We start from the raw sequence: 23,926 nt of genomic DNA, 5'->3' as shown, positions 1-23,926 counted from the left end.
TCGATAACGTTTCTAATTTATTTAAATATGTTGTTTAAGATATATATAACCTATTATTCTTGTTACTTAGTGTTTTTTCGTAGGCTATGCAACCTCCTGCGGTCGCACTATAATGGTAGTTAAAAAGGAGAGCATTTGATGACGACCATTTTGCGAGAGAAATCACCAGATTTAGAATTGCTGGAGGTGATTATGCCAAGACTTGATGCTTCTAGTCCTTATTTTAAAGAATTAAAAGAACGTTACCTGATTGAAAGTGCGGGTTATGAAGGGGAGCAATCCATCTATTATTATATTAACCAAATTCAATCAGAATTTTTTCATTTGCATGGTTTGTATTTCCAAGCCCATCGCTCAAAGTGCCAAATTGACCATCTCTTAATCTTTCCGCATTGTATCCTCATTTTAGAAACGAAGCACTATAAAGGTGAGCTTCGTTACCATTCCCAGACAGGGATTTTTGAACAAAAAGTTGGTAACCGCTCAGTACGACGGCGCGATCCTATAGCACAAGCTGAGATGCAACGTCATAAATTAACCACCTTGATTAAGAGTAGTCCTTATCCTGTTCCTCCGATTCAACCACTAGTTGTCCTTACCCATGATGAAGCCATCCCTACAATTGAAGGAAATGAACCCAACATGATCATTAGCCAAAGATTGCTTCAACGGATAGATGAGGTAGTAATGACTCATGCTGAAGCACATAACCAGGAGGACTATCTCGAAAATCTAGCCCAATTTATAGTCAGTCATCATGAAAATAGGCAGTCCCAACTATTAAATGATTATCCTGGTCTTTTAGCGCATATTAAGTCAGGTGTTCGGTGTACAGGATGCGGCGATGTATTTATGGAACGAACCTATAGTAATTGGATTTGCCCAACCTGTCATCACCAAGATCGATCAGCTCATATCCCTGCTTTACGAGCGTGTCGACTGATTTTTGGAGACAATGTGACTTGCCAATTAGTCGCCAAGTTTTTAGCCATACCTCCGCATACTGCTCGCAGATTACTCAAAAGAACAGCCAAACAGATTGGCGAAAAACGAGGGGCCTCTTATATACTCGTGTGATCTGCATTTCATGATTGTTAGACAATGTTATAACATTGTCTAACAATCTCCGGAAGTTATTTTACAAACTGAATAGAATGTTAAACAATTTCAGTTTATTGTTTAACATTCTCCACTAATTGTTTAACAAAGTCCTAAGATTATTTAACAATCAAATCAAAGGAGGTTTCAACTCTATCATGCATGTACCCCCGTTAATCGAAGACATGGCACGAAAATTTTCCGGTAAATTACTTCTCAAATCTGAATTAAACATCTCCGAACAACGCTTAAACTACCTCATCAAAAACGGCTACATACTCGAACTCCCATCGATCCAGACAAAATTCACGCTCCACAAATGCCTTAGGTGTTTCAATATAAAACAATCTCTTTTCGGGAAAATTCCGCACCACCCAGAACCCATCATCTATTGTAAACAATGTATTCAAATGGGGCGTACCAGTTCACTCGAGCCACTATACCAATGGACGGGCCCGAAGCCGACACGTCACTACCCGAAAAATCCGCTCAAATGGCGAGGCAATCTAACTCATCTCCAACAACGCGCATCCACCCAACTCGTCAACACAATCCAACAAAATGATCAATTATTAATCGACGCGGTCTGTGGCGCTGGTAAAACAGAAATGCTTTACGAAGGTATTACGCACGCTATTCAAAACCATAAACGTATCTGCCTCGCGACACCGCGTTCTGATGTCGTCAAAGAACTGGCACCAAGACTAAGACGTGACTTCCCAACGATTCACTTAGCAGCTCTCTACGGTGGCAGCCCAGAACAGGACATTAACAGCCACCTCGTAATCGCCACGACCCACCAACTATTACGCTACCAACACTCTTTCGACGTCTTGATCGTTGATGAAGTCGAGTATATATCATTTTTAAGAGAAAAGAGTTATCTTTTTGTAATGGGTTAGGTAACGTTGATATAAATAGGGTTTAAGAATATAAATTATCTCCAACTTAGTTAATACATTGGAGGTAATTTATATTTTTTTTTGTTTTTTACAACAAAATTTAATTTTGGCTGTGATTATATAAGTGGGAGGTGTATTCATGGAAATGGAATACAAAGTGAAGGAATTTGAAAAATTTATTTATATAGATGGACAAAAATTTTCAGATAAAGCCTATGCTATTGGATTTAAAAAGGAGCAGAGTGATATTATATTTCCTTCACCTTTAACAAACTATATTAAAACATTTAAATCTCGTCATCCAAGAGCAAATAGAAAATCGAAGTCTCTTAATACTCAAAGAAGTAAAGCATATGCATTAGTCAATTTTCTAAACTATTGTTTGGAAAGGGTCATGACGGGAGATGAACTTTTTTTTCCTATAAAGGAAAAGGGAATATATGGTTTAGACCTCGTCCATGGAGCATCGTATATAACATTTCAAACATCAAAAGTTAATAAAAAAGAAATAAATATAGACACCTTTAATCGAAAAGAAAGCGAACTAATTGATATATATCTGTGGTTGCAAGCTCAAAAGATAATAAATATACCAGAACTTGATGAATATCTGTACTCCGAAACCACTGTTAGTCCATTTAACGACTTAGAATTAGATGTAGTCTATCCATCTAGAGAATTAGTTCATATCCCAAACAAAATAGTTGATTTCGGAGAAAATAGGATTTCTCATGCATTTAAATTTATTCAAATTGCAGAAATTGTATGCCCTGAAATAGCGTTAGGTGTTTGTTTTCAGTTCTTTGGAGGATTGAGACGAGGGGAAGTAGTTAATCTCACAAGAAATGACTTTATATTTCCAAATTTTTATGAAGATATTCAAAAAAACAAATCTTATATTTTGCATATTCAAGATAATCAAAAATTACTCTTCCCGAAAAAATCTAACTATACACATGAGCAAGTCAAAACAGTAAGGAAACAAAGTGTAATGCCTTTTCAAATAGTAAATAATGTCTTCGCTAGACACAAAAAGCAATTAAAGTTAATGGAAGAAAATAAAAAAATAAAAAATAGAAGTGCAATTTTTGTTGACTATAATAGTGGAAAACCAATAAACGGACTTCAATATTATAGACGCTTTATGAAAATAAAAGACATTTTTATGAAGCAACTCTCCTTTGAACAGCATAAAGATTTTAATTTTCTAAACGAACATCAATGGAGTACTCATATTGGGAGAGGGATTTTCACAAATATCTTGTTGGAAAAGGGTGCAGATATTGTCGCTGTATTTACAGCTAGAGGAGATAAGAACCCAAGCACAATAATTAAATACGTTGAAGAAAAGAAAGCCTTAAAATTTACACAAGAAGTATTGAATGAAATGGAATCTGCTTTAAAGGAATCTCACAAGGTAAATGCAACAATTGATATGAATAATTTTGATTGGAAAGAGGTGTAAGTGTCTTGAATAAAAAAGAAATTAAAGAGATGACAATAGAAGATGCACTTATAAAAATTGGTTATTCTTATCAAACTATAAGTGAAAAATTTAGAGATAAAGAAAGTCCTAAATTTCAAGTACAAGTTAGCCACTGGGCCAGCCCCTGCTATGGGGAGATTGTGAATAGATGAAGAGAGTTGACGCTCTCCCCCCTAGGGGGGAGCGAAATGTCACAACTATCTAAGCTATTGCCTTGACCTCTGTCATGAGTGCTTCCTGTGGCGTGCGATAATTGAGCTGTTTCCGCGGATAGGTATTCATCCACGTTTGTACGCGTAAGGTTTGTTGCTGACTCACTTGACTGATGGGGTGACTTTTCGGTATAAACCGTCGAATCAATTTGTGCTGATTTTCGCTGGTGCCGCGTTCATAAGATGCATAGGGATGACTAAAATAGACTTGGGTCGTTTCTTTTAAATCCGTTTCTAACGTGCTGAACTCCGACCCGTTATCTGACGTGATGGTTTTAAACATGGCGCGCATGTCTGTGCCGGTTCGCTCGGCCAGTGACTGAACGGCTTTTGAAATCGATGATGCATCCTTTCGGTCGACTTTAATAACGCATTCAAACCGTGTTTTACGCTCGGCCAAGGTGAGTAATACCTCATCATCTTCACCTTTAACGCCCAGTACCGTATCAATTTCCCAGTGTCCGAACTCTGCTCTGTCTTCAATATGTTTCGGCCGCTCTTCAATGGAAGTACCTAACTTGCGCTTATTTTCTTTACCGTGCCGCCCGGTCTTTCTAGGTGCGCGACTGACTTTCTCAAGCAGGTCAATATTCTTCGTCCGCATAATGCCGATGTTGATCCAATGATAGAGTGTGGTAGTGCACGGTAGTAAGGCTTGGGCATACGGAAAATGGACTTTCAAATAACCGACGACAGCGTCTGGAGACCATCCGTCCTGAAGCATCTTGGTATCCGCCCATTCTATGAATGTAGGGATACCAACCCATTTCGGTATACGCCCGCAGTTTAACCGATTTTCTTCGTACTGACGTTGGCCGACATCTGGGAAATAAACGGGATGCGTATAGCGGTATGTTTTGCCATTTTGTTTCTGTTCTCTTGCTTGCGTCACCGAACCCCGTTTAATCTCATTATTGATTGTTTGCGGCGCACAGCCTAATACTTTGGCGATTTGACGGTGAGAATAGCCTTCCTGCTTTAACACTTGGATTTTTGACCGTTCATCCGCGCTTAAGTGTTTGCCCTTAGTGCGGGGCATGTTATCATTAAATGGCGTCATGTGATTTCATTCCTTTATTGAGTGTTGTGGTTAACTTCAATATAACATGAAATTCACATGGCGTTTTTTATGACTTAAGTGGCTAAGTTCATTATAAAATCCACCCTATTTTTTCAAATATAACAATTATTTAATGAAATTAAACTTTTTTGAAACAAAGGACTCTATGAAGTTGGAGTTAATTCTGTATAACCTCTATACATCAACATTCTATTTTTTTATCTAACATAAAAACGATATATAAAATTGACGCTTTCCCGTACCACCATGACAAAATGCTCCCAAAAGCCGTCCGGCGTGCGACCAAAGTAGATAGCGCGAAGATTTATCTCACCGCCACTCCGCGATTCAAACAAAAATGGCTAATCAACACCAATCAACTGCCGACCGTCTCGATTCCAGCGCGTTATCACGGACATCCTTTACCAATCCCATCCAAACAAATGCTTTTCCGTCTCGCCAAACAACTCGAAATCGAACAACTACATCCAAAAATCACACAATGGATCAATTCCAAACAACAAGCCAATCGCCGTTTCCTCTTGTTCGTCCCAACTATCAGCCTCGCCGAACAGCTCGCAACAAAACTCGATCTCCCATACGTTCACGCTGAAAGCCCAGAACGTCATCATCTCATTCAACAATTTCGCACCCAATCGATTTCAGCCCTAATCACCACAACCATTCTCGAGCGGGGTGTGACATTTCCCTCGATTGATGTGGCCGTTATTCAAGCCGACCATCACGTATTCGATGAAGCGGCGCTTATTCAAATTGCTGGCCGTGCAGGCAGGAGCGCTCAAGACCCGACAGGTGACGTGACATTTTTCTATGAACAAACCACTGAAGCTATCAATCGAGCGACTACTTACGCGATCCGCAAAAATCTTGAAGCGAAAGGTCGATCGTCATGAACTGCTATATTTGCCAAAACTCAACCGAATCTGACACAACGTGGGCGACTCTCCTTGTCACAAAATCTCGCCTGATTTGCGACGACTGTGAGCAATTACTTCCACTAATATCAGGCCCGACCTGTCCTATTTGTATGAAACCGACCCACGGCGCAAAAAAATGCCCTGATTGCTATAAATGGTCAAAGCATTTCACAAAAGATCCCTTAAAGCGAAACATCTCGTTATATCGTTACACGCCAGAAATGAAAGCGATCATGAGTCGTTTTAAATACCGTGGTGATTACGAAATCATTCATGCGTTCGAATCCGCAATCCAATCCACTTACAAAACCCATTTCAGCGACCAACCGACCATCATTCCAATCCCTCTTCATCCCTCGCGCCAACAACAACGCCTGTTCAACCAGGCCGAAGCCATCGCACAAAAATTAAATCAACCCTATCACACGAATATCCTGGACCGCCAAGACAACTCCAAACAGTCGAAAAAGTCACGCTACGAGCGCATCACTTCACTTAATCCGTTTACCATCACCCAAAATCCCCCGAATAAAATCCTCCTGATCGACGATATTTATACAACAGGCACAACCCTACGCCAAGCCGCCGATCTCCTCATCAAACACGGTGCAAAATCTGTCGAATCATTCACATTAATTCGCAGTTAAGTCTTTGTTTTCGAAACCTTAACCATTATAATAGTAAATAATACATAATCGAGGGGGAGAAACATCATGGCAGATTTAGCCAATTGCCCACGCTGTGGAAATTTATTCGTCAAACAAAATCAGGATGTTTGCGCAGATTGTTTTAAACAAGAAGAAGAGGATTTTCAAAAAGTTTATGAATTTATGCGCAAAAAAAAGAATCGCATGTCGACGATGAATGAAGTAGCAGAGGCAACGGGGGTTGATAAACACCTTATCCAAAAGTGGCTAGTTCAACGCCGCATTCATCCAGGGGAATTTCCGAATTTAACTTATGACTGTGAGCGTTGTGGCACGCAAATTTACGAAGGGCGTTTATGCCTGGATTGTGCTGGCGATTTACAAAATGACCTCAAAGAAGAAGCGGAAGCGAAAACGATTGCTGAACAAGAACAAGAAAATCGTGATGCGAAAGTTTATTATAATGTCCAACAAGAAAATAAATGGCGAGACTAAACATCCGTGCGAACCTTCCGATATTATAACTAGATGGAAGGTTCGTTTTTAACTACAAGCTGAGCTGAACGCTATAATAGCCAGTTTCGTTTAGAAAGGGTGAAAGAGGATGAAAGTCAATCCAACGAATCAAACGCATTTAAATCCCTATCAAAAACAAATCCAACAACAGCCGGCGAAACAGCCGAATGCACAGTCAGATAAAGTGGAAATTTCCAATCGCGCTAAAGCGATGCAAGATAATCATATTCAAAAAGCACGCGATGAACACGTGCAAAACGTCAAGCAGCAAGTCCAGGACGGTAATTATGACGTTGACTTAAACAAAACTGCTGAAAAATTGGCCTCATTCTTCCGGCCTTAAAGGAGGCAACACATGTCAATTGATGCGATAATCGAAAAGCTTGAAAAAATTCAACAACTCAACGAAAGCTTACTTCAGCTGTCCAAAGATAAAACAGAACAGTTAAAACAGAACAATCTTGAAACATTTAATCAAATGTTAATCAAAGAACGAAAGCATGCTCAAGCGCTAGACCAGATCGAAACGAAACGAGTTGAAGAAACTGAAGCATGGTTTCAAGAAAAAGGAATCAGCGACGAACGCACGATTTCGAACCTTATTCAAACGGTAGACGATCCTGAGAAAAAGGCGCACCTTGAAGCAATTTACGAAAAGCTCGTCTATACATTAGCTGATCTAAAGCAACAAGAACAACTGAATCGTGATTTAACGGAGCAGTCGTTACAGTATGTTGAATTAACATTAGACATGTTACAGCCGAAGCATCAAAAGGACTTGAACTACCATAAACAGCAGCAATCGAATCAGTCCACTGACCACTCGATTTTTGATTCGAAGGCTTAGTTTGAGAGGAGCATAAACGATGGGAGCAACATCGACATTTCATGGGCTTGAAGTTGCCCAGCGCGCATTAGCTACCCAGCAATCCGCGTTACATACGACAAGCCATAATATCTCGAATGCCAATACAGAAGGCTATTCACGCCAACGAGTTAACTTTGAACAATCTAGCGCATTCCCAGCACCAGGACGAAACCGCCCGGAAATTGCGGGTCAACTCGGAACAGGTGTTGAACCGGGGCAAATCCAGCGTGTACGAGATCAATTCCTTGATTTCCAATATCGTGCTGAAAATAACCAAGCCGGCCAATACGAGGCTAAAGCTGATGCACTAGGAAGAATGGAAGAAATCATGAATGAGCCAAGTGATTCAGGTTTGGCGAAGACAATGGACCAATTCTGGCAATCGATTCAAGACGTCGCAACGAACCCAGAAGACGGTGGTGCACGTCGTGTCATGGTACAACGTGGTGAAGCAATGGCCGAAACATTTCAATATATAGATGGCAAATTAAAAGATGTTCAAGGTGAATTACAAAACCAAATGAACACGGGTGCGGACCAAGTTAATAATCTATTAACGCAAATCCAAGACTTAAATAGTCAAATCGAACGCGTTGAACCGAACGGTGATTTGCCGAATGATTTGTACGACAAACGCGATTTAGCTGTTGATCAGTTATCAGAATACGTCAACGTTGAAGTCGACTATGAAGATACAGGTGGGAATTCACAAGCAAATGCTCAAGGAACTGCTACTATTACGTTACTTAATGAAGACGGTAGTCAAGTGACAGATAGTAATGGTGATCCTGTTGAACTTTTGACTTCTCAAGAACATAACGGGGAAGACGGACAAAATGAAATTAACGAATTAAGTTTTACGTTTGGCGGAACAGATCCGAATGACAACTCGGTTTCGATTGATGATGCAATTGTGAGTCAAGTATCTGTCGGTGATACCGATATTGAAGCACAAAATTTCGAATCATCTGGTTCTTTAAAAGGTATGATGGAGTCGAATGGCTATTACACAGGTAACACAGATGCTGATGGTGAGCCTGTTTACTCAGGTGACTATGTCGACATGATCGATAGCATGGATCAGCTCGCTTATTCTTTTACTACTGAATTTAATGCTCAACATCGACAAGGTTATGGGCTTAATCAAAACAATAACGGTCAAAACTTCTTCACAGAATTGAATGATGTGGAAGGAGCTGCAGCCAATATAGGTGTAGCTGGAGCGATTCAAGATAATGAAGACTTAATTGCAGCTTCTAGTGAACCAAATGAAGCAGGTAATGGTGATAATGCTCTTGCTTTATCCGATGTGCGTAACGAGGCAATGGGCGATGACCAGACAATTAAGTCCTTCTATGAAGCACAAATTGGTGACTTAGGTGTTAAAGCACAAGAAGCAAATCGGATGGCTGAAAATACCGGAAGTTTACGCGAATCAGTCGACCAAAATCGTGAATCAGTAAGCGGGGTTTCATTAGATGAAGAAATGTCGAACATGATCCAATACCAACACGCTTATAACGCGGCAGCACGAAGCATGACAGTCGTAGACGAAACACTTGATCGTATCATTAACCAAATGGGAATCGTCGGAAGGTAGGTGAATCGTAATGCGCGTCACACAAAGTATGCTTAGTCAAAATATGATGAATAACATCCAGAAAAACAACTCCGAAATGCAAAAGTATATGGAACAACTGTCGACCGGCAAGAAAATCAACCGCCCATCCGATGACCCTGTCGTTGCGATGAAAGGCGTGGATTACCGTTCGGAGTTGTCGAAAGTCGAACAGTTTGAACGGAATATGTCTGAAGTAAACACGTGGATGGATTCTTCGGACGAAGCGATGAATGAAGCGGGACAAGCTCTAACCCGTGTTCGTGAACTCGTGATTCAGGCAAGTAACGATACGTACGAAGAAAACCAACGCGGTAATATGGCGAGTGAAGTTGAAGAAATCAAAAATCACCTGCGTGATATTGCGAATACACAAGTGAATAATAAGTACATTTTTAACGGTACGAATACCGATAATGCACGCTTTAACGAAGATGGCTTCGTCGAGGCACACAACGCTAATGGAGATCTCGTACCTGTGATTAACAACTCGGATGATGTGTTAAATGAGATTGATGGTCAAAATGGCGATTTAGCTGATTTAAATATTGATGATCCTAATATAGAGCGCAGTGTCAATCAAATGATGAATCATGATAATCTTGATATCACGACGGTCGCTGAGGCAGAAGATTACATGAATAATAATATGCCTGCGCCAAATAACAATGCCGTAAACATCGAAGTATCAGATGGCGTTGATCTTAAAGCGAATACGAATCCATCCAACACATTTTCAGCCGACATGTTCGACGAATTAAATAACATCGTTAACAAATTAACTCAAGACGATCCACCACTTAATGGTGACGATTTCGATGAACACCTTACAACTTTGGATCAGTTCTCCCAAGATCTTGTTAATGAACGAGCTGACCTTGGTGCTCGCATGAACCGAGCGGAATTAATCGAAACGCGTCTGTCCCAACAAGAAGTGACGACAACGGATCTGATGTCGCAAAACGAAGATGCAGATTTAACGGAAGTTATTACAAACTTGCGCATGCAGGAAAACGTTCACCGCGCTTCATTAAGTGCAGGTTCACGCATTATCCAACCAACGTTAATGGACTTTTTACGATAATCACAGTAGCTATCTGTTCCCGGCAGATAGCTTTTTCTACATAGAAACGAGGTGTTAATCATGCAATTACCTCCAATATCTTATACTATTCAGCGTGGCCAAATCGGAATCGATACACAAGATGCTCAACTTGATATCACGCAACAAAAAGCCGATCTCCAAATTTCACAACCTAAGGCAGACCTCAATATTGAGACGACGCCTTCAAAACTCACAATCGACCAAACGGAAGCATGGCGTGATATGGGTATTATTAGTGTTGGGGAAGCGGCACGCCAGAATGCTCAAGAAGGCCAACAGACAGTCCAAGAAGGGATTGCTCGCCGTGCTCGTGAAGGCGACGAGATGATGAAGATTGAAAATGGCACGGACGCGATCCCAAAAATCGCTGAACGCAATATCCCGAATCCTCGCCAAAACTTTAATATCGGCTGGATTCCGTCATCCCACTTTGCAGTCGATATTAATTATCAACCAGCAGAAGTAAATATTGAAGCAACACCAAATGAACCCGTGATTAACGCAACACCAAACAAACCACAATTTAATTATCAACATGGTGACGTGAATACAAGTCTAGCTCAAGAACCACACTTTGATATTAACGTGGACATGGAAAGCTGGCGGCAAAGCCAATACGATTATAAAATCTAAGGAACCAAAGGAGAATCACGCATGAAAATTGAATCCGTTTATTTTGGCGAAATCAACGTCAAAGATGAACAACTGATCACATTTGAAAACGGTATACCGGGCTTTCAAACGGAAACTGAGTTCGCATTACTCGATTTAGAAGGAAATCCAGCCTTTAAAATCATGCAATCGACCAAAACAACTGAACTGGCTTTCGTTTTAACGAATCCATTTTTGATTTATCCGAATTACGAATTTGAACTTGATGACGCAACGGTTGAGAACTTAAAGATCGAAAAGGGTGAAGATGTCGTGGTCTGGGCAATCGTTACCGTTCAAGAACCATTCGATCAATCAACGATGAACTTAAGCGCCCCAGTCGTTATCAACCTAAATAATAATCAAGCCAAACAAATTTCACTCGTTGGAACCGACTATCACACCAAACATCCCATCAAAGGAGGAGAGCATCATGCTCGTGCTAACACGTAAAGAAGGCGAAGCCATCCAAATTAACGACGACATTTCCATCAAAGTCGTAAGCGTAGAAGGCGATCAAATTAAACTCGGCATCGATGCTCCCAAACACGTCGACATTCATCGCCAAGAAATCTACCAACAAATCTTGCAAGAAAACCAACTTGCAAGTCAGCTCACAACCGATTCAATAAATTTATTAAAAAATCAACAAAAAGACTAAAGAATGGACATCCATTGTCGATATTATAGACATAAGGACATCAGTCAAACGTCGGCCGACAAACAGACTGTTAACTTAAATCGCCACAAGGACGTGGCCTATACAAACATTCAGGGAGGAATTTAGAAATGATTATTAATACTAATATTACGGCGATGAATACTCACCGCCAAATGGGAATCAACCAAGACCAACAACAATCAGCAATGGAGAAACTATCGTCAGGTCTTCGCATTAACAAAGCAAGCGATGACGCAGCAGGTCTAGCAATTTCTGAGAAAATGCGTGGCCAAATCAATGGTCTAGATCAAGCAAGCCGTAACGCACAAGACGGTATCTCTATGATTCAAACAGCTGAAGGTGCCCTAGACGAATCACATAGTATCCTACAGCGTATGCGTGAGATCTCAGTACAATCTGCGAACGATACGAACGTTGATGCTGACCGCGAAGAATTACAGAATGAAATGGACCAATTATCTGAAGAGTTAAATCGTATTTCTGATAATACAGAATTCAACACGCAGAACTTATTGAATGGTGATTTTACGGAAAAGACTTTCCAAATTGGAGCTAACTCGGATCAAAATATTAATTTATCAATTGACGATATGGGTGCCGATAGTATTGGTGCCGGTTATGAAGGTACTGACACTATTACTTCTGGCGGAACATTAGCTGCTGCTGATTTAGATGGTGAAAAAATGGAGGTTGTATCGCTGGACGCTTCTTTAAGTGGCGGAGGTTATGATGCAACACATGGACTAGCAAATAGTGATGGTGAACTAGTTGCTGTGAGTGATGATGATGGAACTACTTTCAATGGATTGACTAACTCAGGTGTAACAGCTGATAGTTTAGGTAGTGGAACAGATGTAGACACAACTTCAGAACTAAGTTTCTCAGAGGACATGACCCATGGAACTGTAGAATTTGGTGAGGACGGTGATGCAACTGCAAGCCGTGGTTTAGATATCAATAATCAAGAGGATGCTAATACAGCTATTAATGCTATTGATAGTGCCATTGAATCAGTTTCCTCACAACGTTCAGAGCTAGGTGCAGTTCAGAACCGTCTAGATCATACTATTTCAAATCTAGACAACTCATCAGAAAACCTATCAGCTGCAGAATCTCGTATTCGTGATGCTGATATGGCAGCACAAATGATGGAACAGACGCAAGCAAGTGTCAAATCACAGGCTGCACAATCAATGTTAGCTCAAGCGAACCAACAGCCACAGTCAGTACTACAACTTCTTGGCTAATTCAATTTTTAATGAAAAGGACTCCAGATATTCTGGAGTCCTTTTAACTAAAATATAGGGGATAGAATTATGGGAAAGAATGCATTAGAAAAAGATATAATTGAACAATCTATTGTTTTACTCAAAAATATATATAACGATTTAAACAAGGCATATTATGATGAAATAGAGAAGTATTATCACTCAGTACATAGAGGGATTCAATCATTTAAAAAATCAAATTCTAACATAAATAAACCTGAAACACCATTTGCCCAAAAGATGGCTGTTGTCGAAAAAAAGGACAGTGAAATATTAAACATAATAGAAAATCAGAATTGGTCTGTAGCACCAAAACTAATTAATCAATTATATATTCAATTCACTGATTTAATACAGTTTGTTGATTATAAAGATCTCTACATAAAATATAAAGTGAATACTTTTTCCAAGTACTTTGAGTATTTTAATGAATTAGGATACTATCATAATATAAAAGAAAACGTAGACATTAAAGCAGTGCAAAAATATTGGAGGAAATACTTTCATAAAAATATAGATCCATCCTTACATATTGCCTATGCTCAAGTGTATGGTGAAACTAATGAACGATTAATTCATCAATATGAATTTAATGAGCTTGTATTACCAGAATTAACACCTATTTATTTTAACGGTTTTTATTCGGATAAAAATGTATACGATTTATTAATCACAAGCGAACACCACCCTGAGAATGTTTTAAAAAGAGTGAATGGACAGTACTTTGACGGTGATAGTAATACAATTTCTCGTAAAAAAGCTCTTGAACTATATCATTTAACTAAAGAGGATGTCATCGCCAAAAAAAGTTATGCTAACGATGGGTATTCAGTTGATAAGTTAAAATACATTGACAACGACTTTTACCATAATGATCACTTAGCTGATATAAATTATCTTGAAGAACATTGGGGTAAAGATTTTATTGTTCAAAAGGTTATTAAACAGCATAATGTTATGGCCGCACCTCATCAAGATTCAGTTAATACATTACGCATGGTTACCCTACGGTGGGGTGATAGAATTCATTATTTACTTACCTATGCTCGTTTTGGCTCTGATGGATCGGCTAAAGATAATGGGGGAGAAGGTGGTATTTGTGTTGGAGTATCACCTGAAGGTTATTTTAAATCTTTTGGAATAGGCCATAAAGGGCAAGTAATATATACGCATCCCACGACAGGGTATGATTTCTCAAATTTAGATAAAGTCCCTAACTTTGATAAGTGTGTTGCATTTGTAAAACAACTACATGATCGAATATTACATCATAATTATGTATCATGGGATATAGCAATTGATACAGAGGGTGAACCAATTTTTATTGAGATGAATTTTAGAGGACCAGTTTGGAAATATCAATTAGCAAATGAGCAATCTTTATTTGGCGAATTGACTGAGGAAGTATTAGAACATGCAGCACAAAAGATTAAAAATAAGAAAAACAACTCAACTTCAGTTAAGGATGATTAAATGAAACTTATAGTTAATGATCAAATATTTAAATTAAATAATGATTCTTCAGCACTTGCTGAGATGGAATCTAAAATCGATAGCTACATCCAAGACCAACATCTTTATTTTAGCCACTTCATTGTTGATGGTATAGAAGTATTTGAGAACCATGCTAAATTTTTTAATGAAAATATGGACCGAATTGAAACTGTTGAAGCTGTAGTACTAACTATGGAACAATTCATCCACAATACGATCGATACAATTCAAGAATATTTAAAACAAGCTTTGCCTGCAATTGAAGAATTCACAGAGCAATTGTACGATGGCAGTGAAGACATAGGTTCAAATAAAACGGTTCAATTTATTGAAGCGATGGATTGGATTGTCCAATCAGTTATTACCATTGACTCTATCCCTCAAAAGCCAACTGAATGGGATGCAATTGTGCAATACGCACTGCAATTAAAGCCTTTTTTACAGGAAATTGTCGAATCATTTGAACAGAAAGACCCTGTGTTATTTGCAGACTTATTACAGTATGAAGTGATGCCGATATTAGAAGGTATTGAAGACTACCTGAAAGCAATGAGCGAATAGGATGTGTGACAATGTTTGTTGATAACATTAATTATTTAAGGGAACATTATCCGAACCTAAGAGAGCAGTTAAAAAATATTGCTCCAAAATATTCAATTGAACGAATGGAATCTAAATCGGGTGAACTAACTTTAAATATTAAGCAACATGAGAAAAATAATTTTATTCACAGTAAATATGATCCAATTAAAGAAGCGCAATCAATTATTGATCGCTACCAAAGCCAGATCGACTCTAGTGAAAAGGTGTTTTTCTATGGTCTAGGGTTAGGTTATCATGTCGAGGTTTTTCGCAATAGATACCCTGACCATGATGTGACAGTTTATGAACCTTCTATTGATGTGTTTTTAAACTTAGCTGAGAATCGGCCACTCGAGAACGTTTTAAAAGATAGTAGTTTATTTGTCGAGGTAGATAGCAAAAGTAGCACGCGTTTTTTTAATCAATACTCACAAGCTTTATTGAATAAAGTAACGATTATTGTATTACCAAGTTATCAACGGATATTCGAAGCGCAATATCAACGATTTCTTGAGCAGTTTAAAGCTAACATTCATGGGAAGCGTATTAATACGTTAACCAACTTCCGATTTAAGGGTAGATGGACTTTAAATAGTTTGAAAAACTTATCTGAAACAATATCAACGCCTAATTTACTCGATCACACGAATAAAACACATTTTCAAAACAAACCAGCTATTATTGTTTCAGCAGGACCTTCATTGAATGAAGAAATCGATCATTTGAAATATGTTAAAGAACAAAATTTAGCCTACATATTTTCAGTGGGGTCGTCGATTAATGCTTTAATTGAGCATGGAATTGAACCTGATGCGGCCTTTACATATGATCCAACTCAGGTTAATGCCAGTGTATTTACCAAAGTGATTGAAAGAGATTATGATCTATCAATTCCTTTAATTTATGGGACGAGTGTAGGGTTTGAAACATTAGAAAACTATCGCGGCCCCAAGTTTCACATACTGACATCTCAAGACACAATTACTCCTTATTTTAAGAGTGTTAAACCACAAGAATATGGATTTGTACATGACGCACCCTCTATAGCTGTCATTACTCTACAGGCATTAGGTCAATTGAATGTTTCTCCTATTATTTTCGTCGGTCAGAACTTAGGTTACCGACAGGATATTCATTACGCTTCGGGGATTGACCATCGTAAGAAGAATTTAGACTTAACAGATGACAAAAAGAAGGAAACGTTTGAAGTAGTTGGTACTCAAGGGGAAACTGTGGTTACAACTGATGGGTTTAATAGAATGAGGCATGGTTTAGAACACCAAATAAACCTTTTAAAACAACCTAAAGAAATTAAATTTTACAACACGACTATCGATGGTGCTCATATTAATGGTACAGAATTTCGTTATTTAAGTGATATTATAAATGATTTATCTCCTATTGATACGACCTTTTTCTTGGATCATAAAAACTTTGTAGAATCTAACAAAGATAATCACTCTGAAAAAATATATAATATATTCAAATCTTATGAAGAGTCATTAAAGTCACTTTTTTATAAGTTAAAGGAATTAAATAGTTCCAGTATTGTATCTGAATCAGCTATGAGAAGTTACTTAAATGAGTTGAATAAGGCTAAAGAAGACGTAGAAAAAGAAACGTTTACTAAAATAATAATCTTTCCAATTATCAGAACGGAATTAGACATAATCAACCAAAAATTAATAAAAGCAATAAAAGAGAAAGAGTTGCAAACGCGTTATCAAGCTATAGTGGATTTAATTTCAAATTATTATCAACTTATATTCAGTGTCACACAAAAAATAGCGCCCGTTTATCATCAGGTGGCACGATCATTAGAAGATACTGTAGAAGACAAAGCTTAAAAGGGGGTGTTAATGTGACAAAGGTATTAGTTACAGGTGCAGATGGATTTATTGGTAGTCATTTAGTAGAAGAATTAGTTCGAAACTGTTATGATGTGAAAGCCTTCGTCTATTATAATTCATTTAATTCTTGGGGCTGGCTAGACCATATTCCGAAGAGCATCATGCAAGAGGTCGACGTATTTACAGGTGATGTTCGCGACCCAAATGGTGTAAGACAAGCGATGAACGATGTCGATGAAGTTTATCATTTAGCTTCACTCATTGCTATTCCGTTTAGTTATCACTCACCTGATACGTATGTTGATACGAATATTAAAGGGTCCTTAAACGTGCTTCAAGCAGCACGAGATTATGACGTGAACCGTGTTTTAATGACATCAACATCCGAAGTTTATGGTACTGCGCAGTATGTCCCGATTGACGAATCACACCCCTTTCAAGGCCAATCTCCTTATTCTGCGACTAAAATTGGGGCTGATCGATTAGCAGAGTCATTTTATCGAAGTTTTGATATGCCTATATCCATTGTGCGACCGTTTAACACTTACGGACCACGTCAATCGGCTAGAGCGGTTATTCCGACAATTATCACGCAACTCTTAGCAGGTTATGAAACTATACATTTAGGTGCTTTAAGTCCCACGCGAGACTTTAATTTTGTAAAAGATACCGTCAGCGGATTTCTTGAAATTGCTCAATCCGAAAAAACAATAGGCGAAGAAATTAATATTGCGACACAGCATGAAATATCAATCGAGTCGTTAGCAGAGGAGTTAATCCGTCAAATTAATTCAAATGCTCATATTACGACAGATGAACAACGGATTAGACCTGAGAAAAGCGAAGTGAATCGTCTGTTGGGGTCAAATAATAAAATAAAGCAACTGACGAATTGGTCACCTCAATATTCATTGGCAGATGGATTAACGGAAACGATAGCCTTTTTCAGACAAAATTTAGATTATTATAAAACAGACATTTATAATCTGTAGGAGGTTCCAGCATGAGCAGTGACATCATTCCGTTATCTGTGCCTAATTTACAAGGTAACGAACTGAAGTATGTACAAGAAACAATCCAGCAAGAGTGGGTATCGACTGCTGGAACTTTTATTTCCGATTTTGAAAGAGAGTTAGCAGGTTACGTAGGGACACAAGGGGCTGTAGCTGTTCAGAATGGTACTTCCGGATTGCATACAGCACTTGAGGTTCTAGGTGTTGAAAAAAATGATGAAGTGATTGTACCGACAATGACTTTTATCGCTGCAGTCAACCCTGTATCATATTGCGATGCACACCCAATATTTATGGATTGTGACGACACGTTTGGTTTAGATGCGGTGAAGTTGCAACGCTTTCTTGATAATGAGTGTTATATGGAGTCTGGTCAAGTGTATAACATGCGTACAGGTCGTCCCATCAAAGCTATAGTTGTGGTACATATATTTGGGAATATGTCCAATATGCCTAGCATCATGGAAATAGCGGATAACTATAACATATCTGTCATAGAAGATGCGACTGAGGCTTTAGGAACTTATTATACATCGGGAGGATTTAAAGGTGCTTTTGCTGGAACTATCGGAACAATAGGTGTCTATTCATTTAATGGTAATAAGATTATGACCACGGGCGGTGGGGGCATGATTGTTTCCGATCAATCATCAATACTGGAGCGTGCACGATATCTAACAACACAAGCTAAAAATGATGGACTTTACTATACTCATGATGAAGTGGGTTATAATTACCGGATGACTAATGTACAAGCAGCTTTAGGCCTTGCGCAATTAGAACAAATTGAGAAATTTATACATACGAAACGAGAAAACTTTAATAAGTATCTTGAGAAATTAAATAATTTACCTGATGTTCATTTGCTCCCATTTAATGACCAAACACGACCAAATTATTGGTTTTATCCGTTATGGATTGGTGAAGAGAATCGAGAAGACTTTATCGAATTTGCGAATAACCGCAGTGTGCAAACCCGTCCGGTATGGTCATTGATTCATGAGCAGAAACCTTATCAAAAAGCACAAACATACCAAATAGAACAAGCTTTTAAGTATCAACGAAATATTGTTAATATTCCATGTAGTACCAACTTAACATCAGATCAATTAGATAAAGTAGTTGATGTCATTACACAATTTGTAGCGAAATAATGTTGAGGTGACGTTATGAATGTAAAAGATTTTTTAATCCCCGAAACAATGAATATGCTTGAAGCGATGAAACAATTGGATGAACTGGCTAAAAAAGTTTTATTTGTAGAGCGTGATGGTAAAATTATCGCTTCATTGACCGATGGAGACATAAGACGTTGGATCTTACAAAATGGTGATTTAAATGTTGAGATACATCAGATTGCTAATTACGAGCCTAAATATATTACCGAATCGCAAGTATCACTTGCTCACCAGAAAATGAAGGAATGGTCTATTGAAGCTATTCCAGTTCTAGATGAAAACGGTGCATTAGTACGTGTCGTGTTTTGGCATGATGAAGTGAAAGAAGCTAAACATTTAAATGTACCCGTCGTTATGATGGCCGGTGGTTTTGGCACACGTTTATATCCTTACACGAAAATATTGCCGAAACCTTTAATACCAATAGGTGATCTCCCGATAGCGGAACACATTATGAATCGATTTCATGAAGTAGGTGTGCAACAATTTCATCTAATCGTGAACAACAAAAAAAATATGATTAAAGCATACTTCAATGAATTAGAACGCAATTACAAAGTCGATTATGCGGATGAAGATGAGCCGCTAGGAACAGGTGGTGGTTTAAGCTTACTTAAAGGAATGATTGATGACACGTTCTTTTTCACCAATTGCGATATTTTGGTGGAAGAAGCTTATGACAAAATTTATCATCATCATCAAGAAGCTGGAAACATGATCACCATGGTCTGCTCCTTAAAAAATGTCAAAATTCCGTATGGTGTCGTTGAAATGAGTGATGATGGTCAAATTGCATCAATGAAAGAAAAACCAGATTTCAACTTTTTTACTAACACGGGCTTATACGTTGTAGAGCCACGAGTGATCGATGAATTAGAAGCCGATGTCAACATTGGATTTCCAGAAATAATCGAGCAGTATCGTCAACAAGGCGAACGAATTGGTGTCTATCCGGTGAGTGATGATGCGTGGTTAGATATGGGACAGTTTGATGAGATGGAAAAAATGCGTGAAAGGTTAGAACATCATGACGCGTAATCTATTAATTATTGGTGGTGGCGGTCACGCTCAGGTTGTTTTAGATAGTTTATATCGTTTGAACTATTATGATTCTATTGGTGTCGTGGAGCAGTCGCATCTCATAGGTGAAGAGGTGTTAGATTCGCCGATTGTAGGAACAGACGACGATTTACCCCAATTATTTCTTGATGGGTATAACGAAGCATTTGTGACGATTGGGAGCCATGAGAAACGACAACAATTATCGGATGATTTAAGAACCATGGGATACCATATTCCTTCTATAGTTGACTTAACTGCTGCTGTTAGCCCTTATGCAAAGGTATTGTCTGGTGCTTACGTGGGGAAGCAAGCTGTCATTAACCCTAGATCGGACGTTGAAGAAGGCGTTATTGTCAATACTGGCGCCATGGTCGAACATGACTGTGCGATTGGAGCATGGTCGCATATAGCACCGGGAGCAGTTGTTTGTGGAGGCGTTTCCGTTGGATCATCGACCCATATTGGCGCGAATAGTGTCATCAGAGAAAATCAGACAATTGGTCATCATACAACGATTGGTATGGGGAGTGTCGTTGTTCATGCGATTCACTCTCATACCGTCGCATATGGCAATCCATGTCGGGAGGTAACCTCAACATGAGTGTTTATATCATAGCAGAAGCTGGCGTTAACCATAATGGTTCTTTAACAACAGCAAAACAACTAGTCGATGAAGCTCTTAAAGCAGGAGCAGACTGTATTAAATTTCAAACGTTTATTGCGTCTAATGTTGCATCTGAAGAGGCGGAACAGGCTGATTACCAAAAACAACAAGCAGGAAACACGAATCAACTGAACATGTTAAAACAATTAGAACTGTCATTTGATGATTTTATGACCCTTAAGCAGTATTGTGATCAACAAGGTATTGAATTTCTATCAACTGGTTTTGATTTTGATAGTTTAGCCTTTCTTAATGATTTAGGCATGCGTGTTTGGAAAGTCCCATCAGGCGAAATCACGAACTATCCTTATCTAGTGACTATTGCAAAATATGGTCAACCTATCATTTTATCAACTGGAATGGCGACGTTAACGGAAGTATCTGAAGCACTTTATGTGTTATATGAGTATGGAGCATCGGAAGTGACCGTGCTACATTGTACGTCGGCATATCCAACGCCTGATAACGACGTTAATTTAAATGCGATGACGACTTTATCAAATCAATTTAAGGTGCCAGTTGGTTACTCTGATCATACGATGGGAATCGATATACCGATTGCTGCGACAGCTTTAGGAGCAACCGTCATTGAAAAACATTTCACCATAAGTCGAGAGATGGAAGGACCAGACCATCAAGCAAGTCTTGAGCCCGACGAATTATCCGACATGATACGTGGGGTTAGACGTGTTGAGCAAGCATTAGGTAGTTTTGATAAACACCCTACCTCATCTGAAGTTGAGACTCAACAAGTGGTTCGAAAAAGTATTGTAGCGAAAAGGGCTATTGCGGAGGGAGAATATTTATCAGATTCTAATATCACCGTTAAGCGTCCAGGAACAGGTATTAGTCCAATGAGATGGAACGATGTGATCGGTCAACAAGCTAAACGCCATTTTGAAAAGGATGAGGTTATTGAGCTATAAACGCATATGTGTCGTGACAGCAACACGGGCTGAATACGGCTTGTTGAAACCATTGATTCAACGTTTAACAGATGACCCTGATGTGGTACTTGACCTTGTTGTCACGGGTACCCATTTATCATCTGAGTTTGGGTTGACTTATCAAGCGATTGAAGAAGATGGGTTTCAAATTGACCGTAAGCTTGATATCTTGCTCAGCTCAGATAAACCATCTTCAATTTCAAAGACGATGGGGCTTGCGTTAATGAGTTTTGCGGATTATTTCGCGACAAATTCATATGATTATCTTGTCGTGTTAGGTGATCGTTATGAGATATTAGCGGTGTGTCAAGCAGCCATGCATGAACGTATTCCAATTGCTCATATCCATGGTGGTGAAACGACGGAAGGAGCCGTTGATGAAGGTATTCGGCACGCTATTACGAAGTTGAGTCATCTACATTTTACATCAACCTCAACCTATCGTGATCGTGTGATTCAATTAGGTGAGTCACCCGAGCGAGTTTTTAATTTAGGCGCTTTAGGTGTTGAGAATAGCTTAAATGAATCCCTTTATTCGAAAAAAGAGTTAGAACATGCGTTAGGGGTTGATTTATCTAAGCCTTATGTGTTGGTAACCTACCATCCTGTTACTTTGGAAGGCGAAACAAGTGAGCACGTCAAGTCGTTATTAGAGGTCTGCGCCAATAGACAAGATTTACTGTTTATCTTCACAAAAGCCAATGCGGATGCGTATGGACGTGAGATCAATCGCTTGTTAGAGGCCTATGTTGAGAACCATCATAACGCTGTGTTATTTGACTCTTTAGGGTTAAAACGTTATTTGAGTGCCATGCAGTACGCGACATGTGTCATGGGGAATTCGTCAAGTGGTATCATTGAGGCACCTAGTTTTGGCATACCAACGATTAATATAGGTGACCGACAAAAAGGACGACTTCAAGCTGATAGCGTGATTAACTGTTCACCTGTGCCAAGTGCCATTCATAAAGCGCTAAGCTATGCCTTAGAGGAATCCTATCAAGCCTTTGCCAAGCAAGCGATTAACCCCTATGGTCATGGTAAAACGTCTCATGCCATCGTTTCTTATTTAAAACAAACAACCGTGTCTTTACAAAAAACTTTTTATGATATTAGGTGAGATCAAATGCGTCATTTAGCTGTTATCCCTGCACGAAGTGGTTCGAAGGGACTAAAGGATAAAAACATCAAACGATTAAATGGGAAACCATTAATGGCTTATACAATTGAAGCCGCGATCCAATCAAATATGTTTTCTCGAGTTGTTGTATCGACTGATTCCCATCAATATGCACAGATTGCCGCGCAATACGGAGCAGAGGTTCCATACCTCCGTGAAGACAATCTAGCTTCTGATACTGCTTCATCATGGGACGTTTTACGTGATGTTGTGTCTTATTATCATGATCAAAGTGAGTCATTCGATACGGTGACACTGTTACAACCAACGTCCCCTTTGCGAGGAGCCAAGCAAATACAGGAAGCATTTGAGTTATATGAATCTAAAGAAGCTATAGCTGTTGTATCTGTATGTAAATCAAGAGTACATCCACAACTTTTGAACACATTACCTAATGATTTGTCTATGGACCAATTTATCGACGAAAGTCATAGTTTAAGACGGCAGGACTTAGAAACGTATTATCAATTAAATGGGGCTATATATATATTAGATATTTATAAGTTAGTCCGTAAAGAAAAATTATACACGGTAGGGACCTATGCTTATCTAATGAATAAGCGTTATTCTTTTGATATTGATGATGAATTGGATTTTAAATTAACAAATCAATTTTTAAATTTATATGAACACAATAAGGAATAGGGTGTTTAATAATAAAAATGTGATGACTGTCCTTATACTAGATTGGAACGGTAATTTGATGAAGAAGAGCTCTTTCAGATTCAAACTTTACAGCATTGCAGATTTAAAAATGTTACATCTGTTGGGATAATAAGTATGAAGAATTAAAGAACTTTAGTAATTCAATTGGCGGTAGCTAAGGTAGTCATTATCAATTATATTTTATGACCGATTTATTGCTGAAAGCCCTTATATTGGTATTTAGTTAGGATGATTCAAGA

At 38.7% G+C, this 23,926-nt stretch carries 26 protein-coding genes; 25 read left to right on the top strand and 1 reads right to left on the bottom strand.

The genetic code is table 11. The features are described 5' to 3' along the window. Window positions 1-138 precede the first annotated feature (138 nt). The 4 genes from ACKXGF_RS11810 to ACKXGF_RS11795 all read left to right on the top strand — a co-directional run bounded on the left by ACKXGF_RS11810 (window position 139) and on the right by ACKXGF_RS11795 (window position 3,638). Window positions 139-1,077, top strand: a complete 939-nt coding sequence (locus tag ACKXGF_RS11810; protein WP_411953913.1) for a nuclease-related domain-containing protein — start codon at window positions 139-141, stop codon at window positions 1,075-1,077. A 431-nt stretch (window positions 1,078-1,508) separates the two neighbouring features. Continuing rightward, window positions 1,509-2,000 carry a DEAD/DEAH box helicase family protein gene (locus ACKXGF_RS11805; protein ID WP_411953912.1) on the top strand — a complete coding sequence of 164 codons (492 nt, stop codon included), beginning with the start codon at window positions 1,509-1,511 and terminating at the stop codon, window positions 1,998-2,000. 139 nt (window positions 2,001-2,139) lie between these two features. Continuing rightward, on the top strand, window positions 2,140-3,465 hold the full coding sequence (locus ACKXGF_RS11800) for a hypothetical protein (protein WP_411953911.1): 1,326 nt from the start codon (window positions 2,140-2,142) through the stop codon (window positions 3,463-3,465). A gap of 5 nt (window positions 3,466-3,470) precedes the next feature. Continuing rightward, window positions 3,471-3,638 (top strand): hypothetical protein, encoded by a 168-nt coding sequence (locus tag ACKXGF_RS11795; protein WP_411953910.1) that lies wholly within the window; start codon window positions 3,471-3,473, stop codon window positions 3,636-3,638. A gap of 49 nt (window positions 3,639-3,687) precedes the next feature. On the opposite strand, the gene ACKXGF_RS11790 is transcribed toward ACKXGF_RS11795, so the two are convergent. Then, window positions 3,688-4,758, bottom strand: a complete 1,071-nt coding sequence (locus ACKXGF_RS11790) for an IS30 family transposase (protein ID WP_411953264.1) — start codon at window positions 4,756-4,758, stop codon at window positions 3,688-3,690. 275 nt (window positions 4,759-5,033) lie between these two features. Between ACKXGF_RS11790 and ACKXGF_RS11785 the strand changes: the two genes are divergently transcribed. From ACKXGF_RS11785 to ACKXGF_RS11685, 21 genes are all read left to right on the top strand, one after another. After that, the gene (locus ACKXGF_RS11785; protein WP_411953909.1) at window positions 5,034-5,672 is read left to right on the top strand and encodes a helicase-related protein; all 639 of its coding nucleotides are present in this window, start codon (window positions 5,034-5,036) and stop codon (window positions 5,670-5,672) included. Further along, window positions 5,669-6,343, top strand: coding sequence for a ComF family protein (locus ACKXGF_RS11780; RefSeq protein WP_411953908.1), 675 nt, complete (start codon window positions 5,669-5,671; stop codon window positions 6,341-6,343). Before ACKXGF_RS11785 ends, ACKXGF_RS11780 begins: the two co-directional genes overlap by 4 nt. Window positions 6,344-6,409: 66 nt before the next feature. After that, window positions 6,410-6,838 carry a TIGR03826 family flagellar region protein gene (locus tag ACKXGF_RS11775; protein WP_411953907.1) on the top strand — a complete coding sequence of 143 codons (429 nt, stop codon included), beginning with the start codon at window positions 6,410-6,412 and terminating at the stop codon, window positions 6,836-6,838. 109 nt (window positions 6,839-6,947) lie between these two features. Beyond that, entirely contained in the window at window positions 6,948-7,202 is a 255-nt protein-coding gene (gene flgM / locus ACKXGF_RS11770; RefSeq protein WP_306976306.1) for a flagellar biosynthesis anti-sigma factor FlgM, read from the top strand. Between the two features lie 12 nt (window positions 7,203-7,214). Beyond that, window positions 7,215-7,706: a flagellar protein FlgN gene (locus tag ACKXGF_RS11765; RefSeq protein ID WP_411953906.1), complete on the top strand. Its 492-nt coding sequence runs from the start codon at window positions 7,215-7,217 to the stop codon at window positions 7,704-7,706. Window positions 7,707-7,725: 19 nt separating this feature from the next. After that, the gene (gene flgK, locus ACKXGF_RS11760; protein WP_411953905.1) at window positions 7,726-9,327 is read left to right on the top strand and encodes a flagellar hook-associated protein FlgK; all 1,602 of its coding nucleotides are present in this window, start codon (window positions 7,726-7,728) and stop codon (window positions 9,325-9,327) included. A 10-nt stretch (window positions 9,328-9,337) separates the two neighbouring features. Beyond that, complete coding sequence (gene flgL / locus ACKXGF_RS11755; protein WP_411953904.1) at window positions 9,338-10,429, top strand: flagellar hook-associated protein FlgL; 1,092 nt, start codon at window positions 9,338-9,340, stop codon at window positions 10,427-10,429. Between the two features lie 60 nt (window positions 10,430-10,489). After that, a complete protein-coding gene (locus ACKXGF_RS11750) occupies window positions 10,490-11,083 on the top strand; it encodes a DUF6470 family protein (RefSeq protein ID WP_411953903.1) in 594 nt (197 codons plus the stop codon). Between the two features lie 21 nt (window positions 11,084-11,104). Further along, the gene (gene fliW, locus ACKXGF_RS11745; protein WP_411953902.1) at window positions 11,105-11,554 is read left to right on the top strand and encodes a flagellar assembly protein FliW; all 450 of its coding nucleotides are present in this window, start codon (window positions 11,105-11,107) and stop codon (window positions 11,552-11,554) included. Continuing rightward, window positions 11,535-11,762: a carbon storage regulator CsrA gene (csrA, locus tag ACKXGF_RS11740; RefSeq protein ID WP_306976297.1), complete on the top strand. Its 228-nt coding sequence runs from the start codon at window positions 11,535-11,537 to the stop codon at window positions 11,760-11,762. The genes fliW and csrA overlap by 20 nt, the downstream gene beginning before the upstream one ends. Before the next feature lie 128 nt (window positions 11,763-11,890). Continuing rightward, the gene (locus ACKXGF_RS11735; RefSeq protein WP_411953901.1) at window positions 11,891-13,030 is read left to right on the top strand and encodes a flagellin; all 1,140 of its coding nucleotides are present in this window, start codon (window positions 11,891-11,893) and stop codon (window positions 13,028-13,030) included. Between the two features lie 69 nt (window positions 13,031-13,099). Continuing rightward, complete coding sequence (locus ACKXGF_RS11730) at window positions 13,100-14,524, top strand: sugar-transfer associated ATP-grasp domain-containing protein (RefSeq protein WP_411953900.1); 1,425 nt, start codon at window positions 13,100-13,102, stop codon at window positions 14,522-14,524. After that, on the top strand, window positions 14,525-15,106 hold the full coding sequence (locus ACKXGF_RS11725; protein WP_411953899.1) for a hypothetical protein: 582 nt from the start codon (window positions 14,525-14,527) through the stop codon (window positions 15,104-15,106). It abuts the gene before it with no gap. A gap of 11 nt (window positions 15,107-15,117) precedes the next feature. Next, a complete protein-coding gene (locus ACKXGF_RS11720) occupies window positions 15,118-16,974 on the top strand; it encodes a motility associated factor glycosyltransferase family protein (protein ID WP_411953898.1) in 1,857 nt (618 codons plus the stop codon). Between the two features lie 14 nt (window positions 16,975-16,988). Beyond that, complete coding sequence (locus tag ACKXGF_RS11715) at window positions 16,989-17,969, top strand: NAD-dependent 4,6-dehydratase LegB (RefSeq protein WP_411953897.1); 981 nt, start codon at window positions 16,989-16,991, stop codon at window positions 17,967-17,969. Window positions 17,970-17,980: 11 nt separating this feature from the next. Next, entirely contained in the window at window positions 17,981-19,144 is a 1,164-nt protein-coding gene (locus ACKXGF_RS11710; protein ID WP_411953896.1) for a LegC family aminotransferase, read from the top strand. A gap of 15 nt (window positions 19,145-19,159) precedes the next feature. Further along, window positions 19,160-20,206: a sugar phosphate nucleotidyltransferase gene (locus ACKXGF_RS11705; protein ID WP_411953895.1), complete on the top strand. Its 1,047-nt coding sequence runs from the start codon at window positions 19,160-19,162 to the stop codon at window positions 20,204-20,206. Further along, entirely contained in the window at window positions 20,196-20,831 is a 636-nt protein-coding gene (locus tag ACKXGF_RS11700; protein WP_411953894.1) for an acetyltransferase, read from the top strand. Before ACKXGF_RS11705 ends, ACKXGF_RS11700 begins: the two co-directional genes overlap by 11 nt. Beyond that, window positions 20,828-21,820 carry an N-acetylneuraminate synthase gene (gene neuB, locus ACKXGF_RS11695; protein WP_411953893.1) on the top strand — a complete coding sequence of 331 codons (993 nt, stop codon included), beginning with the start codon at window positions 20,828-20,830 and terminating at the stop codon, window positions 21,818-21,820. The genes ACKXGF_RS11700 and neuB overlap by 4 nt, the downstream gene beginning before the upstream one ends. Beyond that, a complete protein-coding gene (gene neuC, locus ACKXGF_RS11690; protein ID WP_411955585.1) occupies window positions 21,801-22,961 on the top strand; it encodes a UDP-N-acetylglucosamine 2-epimerase in 1,161 nt (386 codons plus the stop codon). Before neuB ends, neuC begins: the two co-directional genes overlap by 20 nt. Window positions 22,962-22,967: 6 nt before the next feature. After that, window positions 22,968-23,666, top strand: coding sequence for a cytidylyltransferase domain-containing protein (locus ACKXGF_RS11685; protein WP_411953892.1), 699 nt, complete (start codon window positions 22,968-22,970; stop codon window positions 23,664-23,666). Window positions 23,667-23,926: the final 260 nt, after the last annotated feature.

The organism is Alkalibacillus sp. S2W (genome assembly GCF_046764385.1).
GTDB classification, from domain to species: Bacteria; Bacillota; Bacilli; order Bacillales; family Alkalibacillaceae; genus Alkalibacillus; species Alkalibacillus almallahensis.
This window is presented reverse-complemented; position numbering and strand designations above follow the sequence as displayed.